The following is a 15865-nucleotide window of genomic DNA, read 5'->3' on the forward strand; positions in this document are numbered from 1 at the left end:
CACCGGCATCGACCCGGCGCTGAAGCAACGGCGTCAGCCGCTCAAGGGCGGCGACCTGCTCGTCGAGGATCTGGATCCGCCGCTGCAGCCCGAGCACGTTCAGAAACGCGATGGCCGTTTCCGACAGAATCTGCAGACGTACCGCCTGGCGCTCGATCGTCGCCCCGTTGACGCCGGCCTGGCCGGCCGCGATGCGGGCCTCGCGCTTGCCGAACAGCTCGAAAAGCTGGCTGATCTGCAGCGTCGTCTCGGCCGACTTCGTCCCGCGATAGATGCCCGAACCGAATGAGTTATCCTGTTCGTAGCTCAGTTCCGGATTGAGGAGCGCCCCCGCCTGAATGCGCTGGCCCGTCGCGATCCCGATATCGCGTTCGGCGGCGGTCAAGCGGGGGCTGGTCGCGAGCGCGCGCTGCAGCGCCGCCCCGAGATTGAGGGTCTGCGAATGCGACGCCGCCGTCAGCCAAGGACTGACCAGCAACGCCGTCGCGCACGCGAAACGCGTGACGCACTTTGAAAACATGATGAAAACCTGACGAAAGACGGAATCAGAGCGCGATGCGCCCAGCGGTCATTTTCAGGTCAGGAACTTCGGTGGGGGCGGATCGAGACCGCGCACGGTGTCGGTCAGAGGGGCCGTCGCCCGGATGAGGACCGCCAGCTTGGGTTCCATCACAGTCATGACTTGCTGCGGAGGCGCTGCAACGGAAACCGCGAAGCAGCCATGGCAGTGATGGTCGACGATGGCACCGGTCTCAGGGCCGCTATCGGACTTGGTATCGACCATCCAAGCCACCGGGGAACCGGTTGGATTTGTCACGTCAAGGTCGAGACACCGATGCAGCGCACCCGACATCAGATAGGTCACGATCAGAAATACGGACACGATCCCGCGCAAAGCAGGAACATGCCTCAATCCAGATCTGATCCGACCAATCGTCAATGACCACACTCTACGTTCGCGAGTTGGTAGGTAGCATGGGCGCAAGGCTCACGTCGACCCGCAATATTATAACAATCCCAAACATTTGTTGCGTGTCAATCGCAACTTCTAGGAATCGAGCATGCGGGTAACCCTGTCCCAGTTCTGGGACGTAGCTGCAGGCTTTTCTTCGGAGGCAGCGTACCCGTCTTATGCGACGTTCTTTCACGGCTTCCTAAACGATAGCATTGCAACCCGTCCGATCCGCACCGAATGCGAGGACTGCAGTTTGGCCCCGGCAAAGCCCGCCTTTTTGAAGAGTTTGCCCCAAGTTCCATCGACGTGGGATTGAACCGCAATCCTGCTTGAAATCTGCGCTGCAAGGTTGAGGACGATGCGCTCTTCGCGGCCGGTCGGTCGGTCATAGTCCGCAACATAAAATACACCTCCACGGCGCAGGATTCGGAAAGTTTCCTTCGCCAAGGCGATCTTTTCATCGGGAGTTCTCAAATGAAAGGCGAGTACGCACATCGCGCGGTCGAAGCTGCCAGTGTGAACCGGAAGGGCCACAACGGAAGGTGCGTCGATGAACGTAATATTCTCGATGTGCTGTTCGTCGATCGCTCGCTTTGACTTTCGGACGATCGATGGATCGGGATCCGCTACAACGATACTGAGCTCGGTGAACCGCTCCGCAAGCGAGATCGCCGTCGCTGCGCTTCCCCGTCCGAACGCCAAGAGGCGCTCTCCGCGCTTTGGAGACATCAACTCGAACAAGGGCTCCTGCCACGACGTGTCGCGCAGCATTGCAGCGGCGAAGCGATAGTAAAGCGGTTTGAGCGCCGCCACGACCAAAATCGATAGAAACTTCATGCGGTGTCGCGACCGCGAGGCCAGTGGCGGAGAGCGTCCGAAGCCGTCAGAAGCTTCGCGCGCTTGAGGACGCTCTTCAGCTCCTCGAGTTCTGCGAGAAGTCGGTGCGCCTTGCCGCTCGCGTTATTGGCAACATACGCGTTCGCTGCGTTCATGGAACTAGATAGGTTTTCTATCTGCCACCGAGCGTTGCTCGAAAGTGCGAGGAGGACGACACGGCGATCGGTCGCGCACGGCTTGCGGCGGATCAGTCCTTTGGACTCGAGCAATTGCGACTGCGCCGTGACGAACGATGCGTCCACGGCCAGTTTCTCCGACACCACGCTGACCCGCACCCCCTCTTCGTCCGCAAGATGCGATATCGCCATCAGAATGTTCCATTGAGCCACCGTGACACCCAGACCGGCCGCCCAACACTTCTGCACTTCGCTCAAACAGCCGTGAATTTGCTTCACCTCCCAGGATAATCGCTGCAAGAGGTCGTCCGGCGTCGAAGCCTGCGAGTCTTCAACTTGCTTGGTTTCCATAACGTAATCCTTCAATTCCAATGTGACCGCCGACGGCGCCTGCAAAACGGAATGGCCCCGAAAGAGCGGTCTCTGAAAAATGCGTTGTCGATCCAGATCGCCTGCACGCTTGCTGCCCCAGCAACTTGACTGAGCTCGCAAAGGCTTTGAGAGCGACGCCGTCGCCTTCCCAAAGACAGGGACGACAGCATCGCGCTGCGTAATGGCGGCGCGAGGGAGTTTGACGGGAAACGGAGACAGGACGCGCGATGCGTCCCGCGTCGTTCGCTTTAGGTCAGAGATTTCGGCGGGGGCGGATCAAGACCGCGAACATTGCCGTACAAGGGAGCCGCCGATTTCGGCAACTCGGCGGGCTTCAAGCCCAGGGCGAGTTCAGCCTGTTGCGCAGGCGCCGGGACCGATACTGAGAAGCAACCGTGACAGTGGTGATCGGCTACCAAACCCCGTTCGGGCGATTGGGAGGTTTTGCCGTCCGCGGCCGCGATCGCCAAGGATGATCCGGAGCGAATGGCGGCGTCGACATCAACGAGTCCATGAAGAACGCCAGACAGGACGTACACCAGGGTCAGGAGAACGGACACGATCCTGCGCAACGCAGTAACGCGCTGAGTTCCCGATATGACCTGACTACCGGACAATGATCACGCTCTCAGTGAAGACGACGAGGCTACCTATCATGATGGCTACCTTCCGTCGATCCGCAAATATTGCGAGCGCGTGCGTCGCTTGTCGCAGGGTTCCACTTGGGGCCGCCGCCGAGCGCTTCGTGGCCTACAAATCCTCACCAGCCAGTTTTCTGAGTTCGTTCTTGTCGTCTTCGCGCAGGATCGTGTTGGCAACCTGATCGTAGGCTCGGGTCGCAGCGACGAGACTGCTCATCTCATGTACCGCGTTTACGTTCGCCCCCTCCAAGGCTCCCGTAGCGAGCCGAATCTGCGCCGGAGGCACCTCGTTCGCAGGAGACTCCGATGAAAACAGCGTGCTTCCCTCGGCGCGCAACTTGGCATTATCTACAAACTTCACCAGGCGAAGACGTCCTATCGGTCCCCTCGCCGTCGAGATGGTCCCATCGGCTCCGATGCTCAGCGGGCCATCGCGTGGCGGAACCTGCAGGGGGCCGGTCGCAGTCAACACGATATCGCCGGACAACGTGACTACGCGGCCTTCCTTGTCGAGCGTGAACGCTCCGTTCCGCGTGTAGCGATCTCCTGCAGCCGTCTGGATCACAAAGAAGCCGTCCCCGACGATAGCGACGTCGGTCCCATTCCCGGTGGGCTTGAGGGGACCGCCGGAAAAGTCGGTGTAGCCGGTGACGGCCACAAGCGATCGCATCGGAGCCGAGGGCATGTCGTCGGCTTCCTTCGCCTTCGTGAGATATTCGCGGAACTGAAGCCCCTCGCGTTTGAATCCGGTCGTCGTCTGGTTGGCAACGTTTCGAGCAACCTTGTCCAATTGCTGTTGCAGCGTGATCAATCGCGATAGCCCGATGACGGTCTTGTCGGACATTGGAAGACTGCCTTTCAAACTGCCGAATGAGGCCGGTGGTCGCCCTTGCGCTGCGCTTGCTTGGTTTGAGGATGGCAGGGGGACGGGATCCACAAGGCATGTGAACCGCCGCGCGCTCGGTTCTCGGCTTGGAGCCGACAAAATTGCGCGCGGCTTTGTCTCGCCGTCGACAATGTCGTCGGATGGAGCCTTCAGCCCTTGTACTTGGCTTGGCCCGACTTGCCCGTGTCCGTCTTGATCATGAGTGTGATCGCGGTGGATGCCGTAATCGGCTTCTTCGTTTCACCCTTCAGGACGTTCTCTCCCGACGGAGAAAGGACAATCGTCTCTCGATCGTCGCCGTTTACGATTAGAGCAGAGGCCGTATAGCCCTTCGTCGACACGGGCTTGTTGTCCTCGTTAAGGACGTTGAACGTCACGGCATTTCCCGACGGCAGGAACTCGATATGCACGCCGGCCGCATCCGCAAGAACGCCGCCATTGGGTCCCTTCGAACCGTGTGAGTGTTGAGCGTGAGCCGGGACGACCGAGAGCAATACGGCCAGTATGAACGCGGCGGGTTTCATGCAGTTTCTCCTTGTGCGGTTGCGGAAGTCGACTTCGTCGTGACCGCTTCACGACGGAAGAGCGTGTAGAGCGCCGGCAAAACCAGCAGCGTCAAAATGGTCGATGATACGATCCCGCCGATGACCACGGTGGCGAGTGGCCGCTGCACCTCGGCGCCGGCGCCGGTCGCGATCGCCATGGGCACGAATCCCAGGCTCGCCACCAGGGCGGTCATCAGAACCGGCCTCAACCGGGTCAGCGCCCCCTCGCGAACGGCTTCGACGACAGGGCGGCCCTCCGATCGCAGCTTCTGGATGAACGCGATGATGACCAAGCCATTCAGGACGGCGACGCCCGATAGCGCGATGAACCCGATACCGGCGCTGATCGAAAGGGGGATGTCGCGCAGAAGCAGGGCGGCAATGCCGCCCGTGAGCGCGAGCGGCACCCCGCTGAAGACCAATGCGGCATCGGCGAACGTTCCCAGGCTCATGAAGAGCAACACGAAGATCAGGAGCAGCGCGATCGGAACGACGATGGTCAGCCGCTTGGTTGCGGAAACCAACTGCTCGAACTGTCCTCCATAGGTGATCCTGTAACCCGCCGGCACCTTGACGCCGTCGGTGATCCGCCGCTGGGCGTCGGCGACGAACGAGCCGAGGTCTCGGCCGCGCACGTTCGCGGTGACCACGATGCGCCGCTTGCCGTTTTCCCGGCTTATCTGATTGGGACCCGGAGCCGCGTCGATCTCGGCGACCGAGGAAAGCGGGACATAACGGACCTGCCCCAACGGTGAATTTCCCCAAGCCGCCTTGATGGCCCCAGCCTGACCTTCGCGCACGGGAAGAGGGATCGGAAGATTGCGGATCGCTTCCATATCCGAACGAAGGTGTTCAGGCAGCCGAACGATGATTTCGAAACGACGATCGCCTTCGAACACCAGGCCGGCGCTCTTGCCCCCGACCGCGATCTCAACGACACCCTGCACATCGGAGATGCTCAGGCCTTGTCGTGCCAAGGCCTGCCGGTTCAATTTGACCGTAAGCACGGGCAATCCGGAGACCTGCTCGGTCTTCACGTCTGCAGCCCCCTGCACGCCCTGGAGCACGTTTTGCACCTGCCCGGCGACCTGCAACAGCGTGTTCAGGTCGTCGCCGAAGATCTTGACCCCGACATCGCTGCGGACGCCCGATATCAGCTCGTTGAAGCGCATCTGAATTGGCTGGGTGAACTCATAGTTGTTGCCCGGCACTTCCGCGACGACCTTCTCGATCTTGGAGACGAGTTGCGCCTTGGTCATCGAAGGATCGGGCCACTGCGCATGGGGTTTGAGCATGATGTAGGTGTCGGCGACGTTCGGCGGCATTGGATCGGTCGCCACCTCTGCCGTGCCGATCTTGGAAAAGACCTCGCGGACCTCGGGCACCTTCCGGATGGCCTCCTCCAGCTTGATCTGCATATCCACGGCCTGTGTCAGGCTCGTCCCCGGAATGCGCATCGCGTGGGTGGCGACATCCCCTTCATCGAGCGAGGGTATGAACTCGCCGCCCATGCGAGACGCGGCAATTCCGCTGACGATCACCAACGCGCCGGCCGCCAGTGCGACCATGTGTCGATTGCGTATCGAGGCATCGAGAAGCGGCACATAGGCGAAGCGAGCCCCGCGCATGAACCAGTTCTCCTTCTCGGTCACTTTGCCGGTCACCAGAATGGCAACAGCGGCCGGAACAAAGGTCATCGACAGGATCGCGGCGCCGCCCAACGCCATGAGAACTGTCAGGGCCATGGGCGTGAACATCTTCCCTTCGACGCCCGTCAACGTGAGAACCGGGAGGTAGACGACCGCGATGATGAGGGTGCCGAATAGGCTGGGCTGGACGACCTCCCCTGCTCCCGCCAAAATCGTATCGAAACGCTCCTCGCGGCTCAGTATGCGCCCTCTGCGGTGCTGCTCCTCCGCAAGCAGCCGCAGGCAGTTCTCGACGATGATGACCGCACCGTCGATGATGATGCCGAAGTCGATGGCGCCGAGCGACATGAGGTTCGCGCTGACCTTATTCTCGACCATTCCCGTCACGGTAATGAGCATCGACAAGGGAATGACGAGCGCGGTGGCGACGGCCGCTTTGAAGTTGCCGAGGATCAGCAGCAGGATCACGATGACGAGGATCGCGCCCTCAAGCAGATTCTTCTCTACGGTCGCGATCGTGGCCTCGACGAGGCGTGTACGGTCGTAAAGCGCCCTCGCCACCACACCTTCGGGCAGGGATTTCGCGATCTCGTCCAGCTTCGCCGATACACGCTGGGCCACCGTGCGGCTGTTTTCGCCGATGAGCAGCATCGCCGTGCCGACAACGGTCTCGCGCCCATTCAGAGTTGCCGAACCGGTACGGAGCTCTCGCCCTTCGATCACTTCTGCGATGTCGCCGATCCGAACCGGGATCCCTTCGCGCGCCCCGATCACGATATTTCGAATGTCGCTCGCGTCGCCCACCTGCCCCGGCGTGCGAACTAGGTATTGCTCACCATTTCGTTCGATGTAGCCCGCGCCGACGTTGGCATTGTTCGACGCAAGCGCGGTCATCACATCGCGAAAATTCAGCCGATACGCCATCAGCTTGGTAGGATCGGGCAGGACGTGGAACTGCCGCTCGAACCCACCGATGGTATTGACCTCGACTACGCCGGGCACCGTCCGCAACTGCGGCTTGATGATCCAATCCTGGATCGTGCGGAGGTCTATCGGGCTGATCTCGCTCCCGTCCGGGTTTTTGGCTGCCTTCTTCGCCTCGACGGCGAACATGAATATCTCGCCGAGGCCTGTCGAAATCGGTCCCATCGCCATTTCGATGCCGTTCGGCAGGAGGTCTTTCACCTGCTGCAAACGCTCGTTGACCAACTGGCGCGCGAAATAGATGTTCGTGCCGTCGGCGAAGACGACGGTGACCTGGCTTAGCCCGTATCTGGACAGCGACCGTGTGTACTGGAGGTTCGGTAACCCGCCCATGCCAGTTTCGACTGGAAACGTGATGCGCTGTTCGACCTCTAGGGGCGAATAGCCCGCCGCGCTCACGTTGATCTGCACCTGGACGTTGGTGATATCCGGTACCGCGTCGATCGGAAGGCGCGTGAAGTTCCACGCACCTACCGCCCCGACTGCGAGCACAGCAAAGAGGACAAGCCATCGCTGGCGTATCGAGAATGCGATTATCGCGGTGATGACCCCGTGCTTCCGGTCGCCGACCGGGCCCTGCTCAGTGCTCATGGGCGGCCGTTCCCTTGGCTATTTCAGCCTTCACGATGAAGCTGTTTCGTCCCACGTACAGGTCGCCCTCCTCCAGGCCGAACTGCACCTCGACGTGCTCGCGATCGCGAGCACCCAGCTCGACCTCTCGCACCTCGAATTTCAGGCCATTGCGGACGAAGACGACGTTGCGGTTTTCGAAACTTTGGACGGCGGTCGATTTGACGACGATCGGCGCGGACTTGTCCGAGAGCATCAGGCGCGCCGTGACGAACATGCCTGGCCTCAGTCTTGTCCCCTCGTTCGGCACGCTGGTGCGCGCAAGAGCGCTCTGCGTATCCGCGCTGCCGACGGGCGAAATGTAGGTCAGCCTGGCGTCGATCGGCTTCCCGCCATCGCCGACATCGATGACGACCTTGTCGCCTTCGCGCACCCGCTTCAGGTCCCGCCGGTAAACGGATAGGTCGACCCATACGGTGGAAATATCGGCGATCGTGAAGGCTGCCTTCTGCTCTGACGCGTATTCGCCGAGAGAAATTTGGCGGTCGATGACCGTGCCGGCCAACGGCGCCCGGATCTCATAAGTCGTGAGACTCTGGTTGCTCTCGATCTTGGCCAGGAGGTCGTTCTTTTCGACGCGATGACCGACGCTCGCCTTGATCTCGCGGACGACTCCTGGAAATCGAGGAGTCACCTGAACGAGAGCCTCCTGATTTGGCTGCAAAATGCCGTTGAGGAGCAGACTGTCATGAAGGACGCCGGGCGCCGCGACGAGGAGCTCGATATCGGAAGACCTGAGCTTGTCGTCGCTCATTTCGACGCCGTCGGCGTGACCTCCCTCTTCGTGGCCATGCCCCGCCTCCGATTGCTTGCCGGAGCTCTGCTGAGGCAAGTTCAATAGGAAGAAGCCGATTGCAGCCAGCGCGATAGTTGCCAGGACCGAGTTCGCGAAAAGCCGCTTCATGGCGCGATTCTCGCTGCGCGGGAGGCGCGATCGCGCAGCGCCAGGCAAACGAGGGTTTCCAAGCCGCATCGACCGGCCGACGACGAACGCCGCTCCCACGTCTCGAAACCCATGGGCAAAGCGACGAATACATGCGCTCGCGCTTCTCGCGCGGCAGCGATCTCAGAAGACATGGAAATAGACCTGCAAACGAAGGCAAGAAGGCGCACGGATGCGCCGAGCGGGTTCGTTCAGATCAGGCCTTTGGAGGGGGAGTATCCAATGCGGAGGAGGTGCCGGTCAGCCGCTTCGTCGGCATAGCGACCGGCTTCGTCACGGCCGCAGCGAGCGACCAGGCTGCCGTGGCCCGAACGGGCGAGACGGAGAAGCACCCGTGACAATGCCGTTCGGTCAGAACGCTGTCGCCACCGGTCGTGCTTCCCAGGCCTGCAGTCGAAAAGACGGTCTCGGTCGAGCCGGAGGTTGCCACATGGTCGATGTGGGCACTATGGAGGACGGCGGCGCTCAAATGGCCGAACGCAAGCAACAGAACCAGCAGATCGCGCAGCCGGCGAAGGAGAGCATTGCTGGTGGCGGCGATCGGCATAACGCGAGGCAAATCCGCAGAGGCAGAAGTGGCGCTGTCGCTATGGGCGACTCGGCATACTCGGCACTCCTACACGTCGCTCGGTCGGTTGTCCTCAGCAAAAGCGCGGGGTGCGACAATGTTGCCGCGCTGTCATAAGAGGTTGTTTCCGTCGCTTTGCCTTCCCAGTTCCGTTGCAGGGCCAAGCTCCTGCACTACCCGACGCCCCGGGTCTTCTCGGAAGGTTGCGAGAGGGCGGTGTCGGCTGCCTCGGACTTCGCGTCGGCTATCCGCTCCACCGATCCGGCGATGCCCCGCAGCGGCGTGCCGAAATCGGGAATATCGATCAAGGCTAAAAGCAGGCCGGCGATCCAGAACGCGTGTATCCCCGTGAACAGCGAGATCAGGCCGAGCACCGCGACGAACTCGAACTGCAGCTTCTGCGATTTGTGCGCCATCCGCTCGGGCAGGCTGTGTAACTTCCAGTACAGCACGCCGACCGAAAAGATGACCGCCACCAGGAAGAACCCCATTACCACCAGCAGGACGTCGGAGCCGTCGGCCCCCGGCAGGAAGAACGGAAGCTTATGGGGAGCCATAGGATGAATTTCGTCCGCCAAACCTACTCTCCCAATAACGGATTGGACTTCGTCTTCCGAATATGGGGGCTTACATCGCGGGCCTTGATCTAGATCAAAGGATGACGGCGAGTTCTCTTCTCGAAGCGCAATGCCCCCGATGAACGCGCAAAGGTCCGGATGAACCGCGGGACGCCGCTAGGAGGTCCCTTTCCTCCGACGAGAGAGGCGCCTTCACCTCGCCGCGCGGGCCTTTACTTTGCGACCTTTGAGGTAAGCCCGGAGCGCCTTCTCGGCGAGAATGTAGGCGGGCTGACCGTCCTCGATCGCCGCCATTTTGAGAGATTTGATGAGATCCTCGGGGAGATAAAGCAAGATCTGCCGCCTGCCCCCTTCCCCTTCTCGGGCCACCGATACGTCAACCTTGGGCCGCTTCATCCATCGATCTCCGCAAACAGCCAGGCGTGGATAGCTGACTATCAAAATACGCATACCATCGAGACGCGCTCCCGAGTAGCCGAAACAGACGATTTTAGCGCCCTTGTTCACAGCTTCGTAACACATTACCAGCTCGCGCGCTGGACAATTCCAGCCTCGGCGTTGCACTTTTCTGTACCGCTAGATAGCTCGCTATCTATTGACTCGACGATGGCGCACGGCTATTTGGCGATTATCGATGTGAAAATGCGGCGATCAACATGAGCAACGACGAAGAGAACGACAGGACGGCGACGCAGATCGCGCAATTCATCGTCCAAGGAGTTCCTCAGCCATGTGCGTCGACATTCCCGGCTATCCGTCCGACCTCCGCCCCTTCCTGACTGCCAAGAGCCCGACCCCGATTCCAGTCGGCGACGCGGTCCGGCAAGATCTCTTGATTCAGTTGGCCCTAGATCCCGAGATCGCGGCCATCGAGCACATCGCTTCGGTCGCTCTTTGCGGCGTCGTCTACCCTGTCGACCTTCTGCTCGCGACGCGCGGTGAAGCACGATTGATCCTCGACGTCGGACCTCCGCTTCGCGATCTCGACGATGAAGGAACGCTCCTGCTCGCGGCCGACGAGCTTCGGGCGATGATCGTGCCTCTCTCGCTGGACGACGTGTACGCGCGACCGCGGTCGTCGAACGCCAGGCTGGTCTGGGCGTCTCGCAATCGACCAGTTCCGGCGGATGGCCGAGAGCGGATCTTCGCGGCCATCGAGGACGACGGCGACTGCACTGTTGCCAGTCTGGGCTTTGGTCTCCGCGACTGGGTCTTCGCGCTCGCCTGCGAGGGCGCCGTCGCGATCGATATCGACCGCGACCCGATCGTCGACGCCCGCGTGCGTCTTGGCCGGTTTGCTCGGGTCCCGCCACTCCGCTCCCTCGCACCGCGCTGAGGTTCCGATGTGCGAATGGCGTCAACGGCTCACCGATAGGTTTCCCGAATTGTTCGACAGCGCCAGGGTCGGCGGGCATGTCCCCGGCCTGTCGCTGGTGGATGATGGTTGGCGGCACATCGTGTGCCGAGCCATCGCCCGGATCGCGACGGCGGTCGGCACCTCGCCACTGAAGATCACAGCGATCTCCAGGCGATCTGGAGTGCTGAGGCTGGATTACGACCGTTCCTCGTCGATCGCGCGTCTGCCGGATATCGAGGCCGCGATCCAGTACGCCATCGCGCTGGCGGAGGCCGGTTCGGCGTGCACGTGCGAGCGGTGCGGCCGCGAGGGATGTCTTCACCAAGTCGGCTCGGAACTTGTCACCGCGTGTGTGGCGCATGCGAACGGGGTGAAGGTGCGCGAGGTGCGTGGCTTCGAAAACCTGCATGTCGTGCGGTCGTTCGACGGCAAACGTCCGGGGCCGATCATTCTTGGTCGTTATGACCGGATTACCGACGTCTTCGTCGCGGTCGATCCGCGCTCGCTCCCGGCAAAGGAGTGAGCGCGTGCGCATCTGGACCATGAGCGATCTCCATATCGAAACCGCGAGGGGCTGGGACCTGCCCTCTCCTTCGAAGCGGCCCACCTATGACGTGTTCGTTTGCGCCGGCGATCTCATGCCGGGCTTCGCGCGGGGCGTGAAGTGGTTGGCCGAGCGCATCGACGACCATCCGGTCGTGGTGGTAGCCGGCAATCACGAATTCTTTGGGCGAGACATCGACCGCGAGATCGAGAAGGCCCGCGAGGCCGCCTTCGGCACCAACGTCGTCGTACTTGATGACGAAGCCAAGTTGATCGGCGGCAAAGGCGGCGTCCTCATCGCCGGCGCCGTCGGGTGGACCGACTTCGACCTGTACGGCACGCCGGAGAAGTCCATGCTCGCGGCCGCCGCCAGCATGAACGACTACCGTCGGATCCGGACGGATCGCTATGCCCGGCGTCTCCGTCCTCGAGACACGCTCGCCCGCCATCGCAAGACCCGCGAGTTCATCTCGTCCACGTTCGGCGGGCCGAAGACATCGAAGCGGCTCCTCGTTACCCATCATCCCTTCCACGCTTTCGGCGGTCGGAGCCGTCCGGCGTCGACCACGGACGAGCAGGATCTCTTGGGCCCGGCCTACGCTTCGCGCTGCCCCGAGATGTTCGCTGTCGGTCTGGACGCGGCCATCAGCGGGCACACGCACGTCAGTTTCGAGCTGGCGGTCGAGGGCGTGAAGCTCATCGCGAACTGCAAGGGATACGGTCCCTGGGACGCTGTCTCGCGCTGGGAAAACGATGACTTCGATCCCTGCTTCACGTTCGACATCTAGGAGGACGCGATGGACGACGAGATCACCCCCGCGCCGCACGACAACGGCTTCTACTCAATCCAACCTTCGACCGGACATGAGCCATGCGCTTCGACCACAGGATCCGCCCCCGATCTGCCGATTTCGTTTCGCCAAAGGCTTCACGACCGATTCCGCACGCTGGCGGGATCGTCAGGGACGCCTTGCTACAGGCAACGTTGGACCCCGAGATTCTTGAAATCGGCTTCCTCGGGACGGCGGGGACCGAAGCGCGGCCGGTAGATCTTCAAGTCGTCACCTTCCGGACAAATGCCGGCTGGCGGTATCTGGACATCGAGGTCTGCCGGCCGCTGCGGTCGCTCGGGGAAGCCGATGCCTTCGATCGGGAACTTCGGGCACGCGGCCTGGCGCCCTACACATTGACCGGAGCGGATATTCTCAAGGAGCCCCGCTTCTCCACGGCTCGCGCGATCTGGACGTACCGACGCTTTTCGGTCCCGCCGGACATGCGTCACCGGCTGCTCGCGGCCTTGGCGGAGGACGGGCCGATGTCGCTCCATCATCTCTGCACTTTGGTACCCGGACCTCTCGATCCGTTTGCGTCGGTGCTATCGCTCGCATGCCGCAACGAGGTCGAGATCGACATTTCGACGCCGCTGAGCCGGTCGACGACCGTGAGGTCTCGCTCATGACCGGAGGGTTCTCCAAACTGCGGCACGGTATGTTGCCCGCTCCGGAAGACGATCCGGAGATCACCGACCTAGAGGCAGCGATCGAAGGTCCACCGGATGAAGTTCCCGTTCGCCGCTCCGATCGACCTGACGCGCGGCTGAATGCGAAAAAGGTTCGCGGCGCGATCGTAGCCGAGGCTTTTCGGCGGGCCGCCCCTCCGTCGTTGAGGCGAGCCATTGCGGCGGGACGCCCGGTTGTGAGCGTGGTTCAGGCCCCCTCCTCGGCATGGATGGAGGCGGTCGACGAATATCTGAGCGAGGCTCGCGTCATGACTATCGCACGCGCCGGCTCGAACAAGTCGATCGACGTCAATCAGGTCGGAAACGAAGAGGTAGCGAAGTGCCTGGTTGCCGGACGCAGCTTCGTCGGGATATCGACGGATCCGCAGCGTTTCTTGCCCACCACTCTCCTGCTGTCGGCCGACGTTACCGTGAAACTGGTTCCGCCCGACGCCAAGTCGGTGCGCGTCCTTCTCAGAACGTTGCTGCCACCGATGGGACGCATACCGAGCAGCCGCATCGCCGACACATCGGGTCTCGACCTGAACGATCTGGTTTCCATCTTCAGGAGCGGCTCGACGGCTTCCGACGCGTTGGAACGGCTTGCGACCCTCGCGATGCGCCGGCGGCAGAGCTCGCCCCATGTCGAAGGTGCGCCGATCCTCTCTAACGCGATCGAGTTCGGCGGTGCCGCCCAAATTTTCGGCCTGAACTTCGTGAAGGATGTCCAAGATTGGAGGCAAGGATCCATTCAGTGGGCGGAAGCGGACCACGGCGCGATTCTGCATTCAGAGCCGGGCCACGGTAAAAATTTTTTCGTAAATTCTCTCGCCTTGGCGGCAGGCACCGGCCTAGTCGTCGCGAAGATCTCGGATTTTTTCGCCGAACGCGAAGGACACTTGGGGGCGTCGGGGCAGCGCGGGTGTCTTTTGGCATTCGACGAACTGGATGAACTGCCTTCTAGAAACCGGATGTCGCGGCACAACGCCGACTTTTTTTCGGTCGTCGTAGGCGAGATGTTGACGAGTTTGGATTCCGTCATGTCCGACAATGAGAGCAACGTCGGACTGTGCGTGTTGGGAATGACCAACCGGCTCGACGCCATCGATCCCGCGCTCCTGCGCCCCGGGCGCTTCGAACGCACGATCGAGATTCCTCGCCCCGACGCGGCAGGCCTGGCCAACGTCCTGCGATATCATCTTCGCGGTACGCCTCTCGAAGGAGCGGATCTGTCATCCGCGGCGCTTCTGCTCGAAGGTATTTCCCCGGCCGAAGCGATGGAGGTCGCAAGATTGGCGCGGCGCGCCGCAAGGCGTGCCGGCCGGCCTTTGAACGTCGACGACCTCGTCAGGGAAGGTAGCGGGCCGGCACTGCCCCAGACGGTCTTGCGTCGCATCGCCGTACATGAGGCGGGCCACATGGTCGCCTGCTTCGCGACCGGGGGCAAACCTCTCAGCGCCAGGATTCTCAACCGGGGACATATCGGTGGCGACGCCCGCCTGAATTTCGAGGAGAACCAAGTGTGGACGCTCGATCGTCTGGAGAACCATATCGTCTTTCTGCTCGGGGGTCTCTGTGCAGAGAAGGTGATCCTTGGTTCGGTTTCCACGGGGGCCGGTGGCACTCAGAGGAGCGACCTGGCGATCTGCACGTCGCTGCTCGCGGCCGCCTTTACGTCCACGCCCCTGCTCGGCAGGCTCGTCTACCGCTGCGCCGATGGCGAAGCGCTGGCCATGGTCAGTAGAGATGCGGCGCTCGCCAAGCAGGTCGACGACCGACTGAAAATGCTCGAGCGGCGAGCGACCGGGATAGTCATGCGGCACGCGGCCGCCGTCGTCCGGATCGCGGACGCTTTGGTAGCCAGACGTTACGTAAGCGGCGACGAAGCGAAGGATCTCTTCCTGGGCCGAGCGTCGGTCCGCCAACCAGTCGCAGCCGTCGCGAACAATACGCCGAGGAATACCCCATGATCCGCATCCATATCGAACTTCTGCCGGGAGGCTCGACGCATCTTCGGCGCTCCATCGCGAGCGTCCGGATATCCAATCTGAGCGATCTGGCGGACCGATCCGACTACGGCATCGACGTGCTGGAGGCCGCCGACCCGCTCACGGGCACCCCGCCGCGGCTCGCCAGCACCAAGGTGTTCGACCACTACCGACGGCAGTCGATCTGGGCGTTGCTGGCCAAGGTAGTGGACGCCATCGAAAGCGCCGATTTCGTGGAGCTCTGAATGAAAATCCGGTCGCCCACGACGTCGCCATTTGCTCCGGAGAGCTCGGCCTGGTTGAACGGCTTGAGAGATGCGGATGCATCGGCGTCGACGATCGACTGCTATTCGCGGGACATTCGGGATCTTGCAGCTGCGCTCGGCTCCGACGGGGTAGCCGCGATCGCGCGGATCGACCAGTCGGTCGTCGATGGCATCGCGGCCACCTGGGCTGCGACCGGGACGGCGCAGTCCACCATCTTTAGACGCTTCTCCGCATTGCGAAGTTTTGCCCGCTTTCTCAGCCTGGAGCGTTCCTATGACTGCTCGAAGCTGCTGAGCTGCCGCTTTCCGCCCTGCGGCAGGGTCCGCCGCGTGGCCGTAAGCGACGACGTCATCGAGATCATGCTCGCAGCGCCAACGGGGGATTGCGACGAGTCATGGACATACGCGCGCGATCACGCTGCGCTTCGCTTGGCTGCATCATCCGGACT

Annotated in this window: 18 protein-coding genes; 7 read left to right on the plus strand and 11 right to left on the minus strand. The window is 61.9% G+C overall.

Annotated elements, in window-relative coordinates; translation table 11 throughout:
* The 11 genes from JHD07_RS05305 to JHD07_RS05355 form a co-directional block, all read right to left on the minus strand.
* A partial coding sequence (locus tag JHD07_RS05305; protein ID WP_291619708.1) for a TolC family protein occupies positions 1–520 on the minus strand: 520 nt, incomplete at its 3' end.
* A gap of 54 nt (positions 521–574) precedes the next feature.
* Positions 575–883, minus strand: coding sequence for a hypothetical protein (locus JHD07_RS05310; RefSeq protein WP_151650244.1), 309 nt, complete (start codon positions 881–883; stop codon positions 575–577).
* Positions 884–1144: 261 nt separating this feature from the next.
* Positions 1145–1792, minus strand: a complete 648-nt coding sequence (locus tag JHD07_RS05315; protein WP_028136450.1) for a class I SAM-dependent methyltransferase — start codon at positions 1790–1792, stop codon at positions 1145–1147.
* Positions 1789–2319 (minus strand): MarR family transcriptional regulator, encoded by a 531-nt coding sequence (locus tag JHD07_RS05320; RefSeq protein ID WP_151650245.1) that lies wholly within the window; start codon positions 2317–2319, stop codon positions 1789–1791. The genes JHD07_RS05315 and JHD07_RS05320 overlap by 4 nt, the downstream gene beginning before the upstream one ends.
* 771 nt (positions 2320–3090) lie before the next feature.
* The gene (gene flgF / locus JHD07_RS05325) at positions 3091–3825 is read right to left on the minus strand and encodes a flagellar basal-body rod protein FlgF (protein WP_028136451.1); all 735 of its coding nucleotides are present in this window, start codon (positions 3823–3825) and stop codon (positions 3091–3093) included.
* A 191-nt stretch (positions 3826–4016) separates the two neighbouring features.
* Positions 4017–4391 carry a hypothetical protein gene (locus JHD07_RS05330; protein ID WP_028136452.1) on the minus strand — a complete coding sequence of 125 codons (375 nt, stop codon included), beginning with the start codon at positions 4389–4391 and terminating at the stop codon, positions 4017–4019.
* A complete protein-coding gene (locus JHD07_RS05335) occupies positions 4388–7636 on the minus strand; it encodes a CusA/CzcA family heavy metal efflux RND transporter (protein WP_291619717.1) in 3249 nt (1082 codons plus the stop codon). The genes JHD07_RS05330 and JHD07_RS05335 overlap by 4 nt, the downstream gene beginning before the upstream one ends.
* Positions 7626–8579, minus strand: a complete 954-nt coding sequence (gene ihpB / locus JHD07_RS05340; RefSeq protein WP_028136454.1) for a divalent metal ion exporter adaptor subunit IhpB — start codon at positions 8577–8579, stop codon at positions 7626–7628. Before ihpB ends, JHD07_RS05335 begins: the two co-directional genes overlap by 11 nt.
* Before the next feature lie 235 nt (positions 8580–8814).
* Positions 8815–9165: a hypothetical protein gene (locus tag JHD07_RS05345; RefSeq protein WP_028136455.1), complete on the minus strand. Its 351-nt coding sequence runs from the start codon at positions 9163–9165 to the stop codon at positions 8815–8817.
* A 194-nt stretch (positions 9166–9359) separates the two neighbouring features.
* Positions 9360–9743, minus strand: a complete 384-nt coding sequence (locus JHD07_RS05350; RefSeq protein WP_028136456.1) for a hypothetical protein — start codon at positions 9741–9743, stop codon at positions 9360–9362.
* A 213-nt stretch (positions 9744–9956) separates the two neighbouring features.
* On the minus strand, positions 9957–10286 hold the full coding sequence (locus JHD07_RS05355; protein ID WP_245269408.1) for a hypothetical protein: 330 nt from the start codon (positions 10284–10286) through the stop codon (positions 9957–9959).
* A gap of 208 nt (positions 10287–10494) precedes the next feature.
* Between JHD07_RS05355 and JHD07_RS05360 the strand changes: the two genes are divergently transcribed.
* From JHD07_RS05360 to JHD07_RS05390, 7 genes are all read left to right on the plus strand, one after another.
* Complete coding sequence (locus JHD07_RS05360; protein WP_028136457.1) at positions 10495–11100, plus strand: hypothetical protein; 606 nt, start codon at positions 10495–10497, stop codon at positions 11098–11100.
* A gap of 49 nt (positions 11101–11149) precedes the next feature.
* Entirely contained in the window at positions 11150–11644 is a 495-nt protein-coding gene (locus tag JHD07_RS05365) for a hypothetical protein (RefSeq protein ID WP_151650246.1), read from the plus strand.
* Positions 11645–11663: 19 nt separating this feature from the next.
* On the plus strand, positions 11664–12452 hold the full coding sequence (locus JHD07_RS05370; RefSeq protein WP_291619769.1) for a metallophosphoesterase: 789 nt from the start codon (positions 11664–11666) through the stop codon (positions 12450–12452).
* Between the two features lie 197 nt (positions 12453–12649).
* Positions 12650–13123 (plus strand): hypothetical protein, encoded by a 474-nt coding sequence (locus JHD07_RS05375; protein WP_291619739.1) that lies wholly within the window; start codon positions 12650–12652, stop codon positions 13121–13123.
* Positions 13120–15132 carry an AAA family ATPase gene (locus JHD07_RS05380; RefSeq protein ID WP_291619741.1) on the plus strand — a complete coding sequence of 671 codons (2013 nt, stop codon included), beginning with the start codon at positions 13120–13122 and terminating at the stop codon, positions 15130–15132. The genes JHD07_RS05375 and JHD07_RS05380 overlap by 4 nt, the downstream gene beginning before the upstream one ends.
* Positions 15129–15395, plus strand: coding sequence for a hypothetical protein (locus JHD07_RS05385; RefSeq protein WP_028136462.1), 267 nt, complete (start codon positions 15129–15131; stop codon positions 15393–15395). Before JHD07_RS05380 ends, JHD07_RS05385 begins: the two co-directional genes overlap by 4 nt.
* Positions 15396–15865, plus strand: a 470-nt coding sequence (locus JHD07_RS05390) for a site-specific integrase (protein ID WP_291619743.1), incomplete at its 3' end; no start/stop codon positions are given.

Origin of the sequence: Bradyrhizobium sp. (assembly GCF_016462955.1) — a bacterium.
Classification (GTDB): domain Bacteria; phylum Pseudomonadota; class Alphaproteobacteria; order Rhizobiales; family Xanthobacteraceae; genus Bradyrhizobium.

Bases quoted from the DNA above. Each gene is read 5' to 3' on its own strand.
- JHD07_RS05315 (WP_028136450.1), bottom strand. From the start codon at position 1,792: ATGAAGTTTCTATCGATTTTGGTCGTGGCGGCGCTCAAACCGCTTTAC.
- JHD07_RS05320 (WP_151650245.1), bottom strand. From the start codon at position 2,319: ATGGAAACCAAGCAAGTTGAAGACTCGCAGGCTTCGACGCCGGACGAC.
- JHD07_RS05370 (WP_291619769.1), top strand. From the start codon at position 11,664: ATGAGCGATCTCCATATCGAAACCGCGAGGGGCTGGGACCTGCCCTCT.
- JHD07_RS05350 (WP_028136456.1), bottom strand. From the start codon at position 9,743: ATGGCTCCCCATAAGCTTCCGTTCTTCCTGCCGGGGGCCGACGGCTCC.
- ihpB (WP_028136454.1), bottom strand. From the start codon at position 8,579: ATGAAGCGGCTTTTCGCGAACTCGGTCCTGGCAACTATCGCGCTGGCT.
- JHD07_RS05360 (WP_028136457.1), top strand. From the start codon at position 10,495: ATGTGCGTCGACATTCCCGGCTATCCGTCCGACCTCCGCCCCTTCCTG.
- JHD07_RS05330 (WP_028136452.1), bottom strand. From the start codon at position 4,391: ATGAAACCCGCCGCGTTCATACTGGCCGTATTGCTCTCGGTCGTCCCG.
- JHD07_RS05380 (WP_291619741.1), top strand. From the start codon at position 13,120: ATGACCGGAGGGTTCTCCAAACTGCGGCACGGTATGTTGCCCGCTCCG.
- flgF (WP_028136451.1), bottom strand. From the start codon at position 3,825: ATGTCCGACAAGACCGTCATCGGGCTATCGCGATTGATCACGCTGCAA.
- JHD07_RS05335 (WP_291619717.1), bottom strand. From the start codon at position 7,636: ATGAGCACTGAGCAGGGCCCGGTCGGCGACCGGAAGCACGGGGTCATC.
- JHD07_RS05355 (WP_245269408.1), bottom strand. From the start codon at position 10,286: ATGTGTTACGAAGCTGTGAACAAGGGCGCTAAAATCGTCTGTTTCGGC.
- JHD07_RS05345 (WP_028136455.1), bottom strand. From the start codon at position 9,165: ATGCCGATCGCCGCCACCAGCAATGCTCTCCTTCGCCGGCTGCGCGAT.
- JHD07_RS05385 (WP_028136462.1), top strand. From the start codon at position 15,129: ATGATCCGCATCCATATCGAACTTCTGCCGGGAGGCTCGACGCATCTT.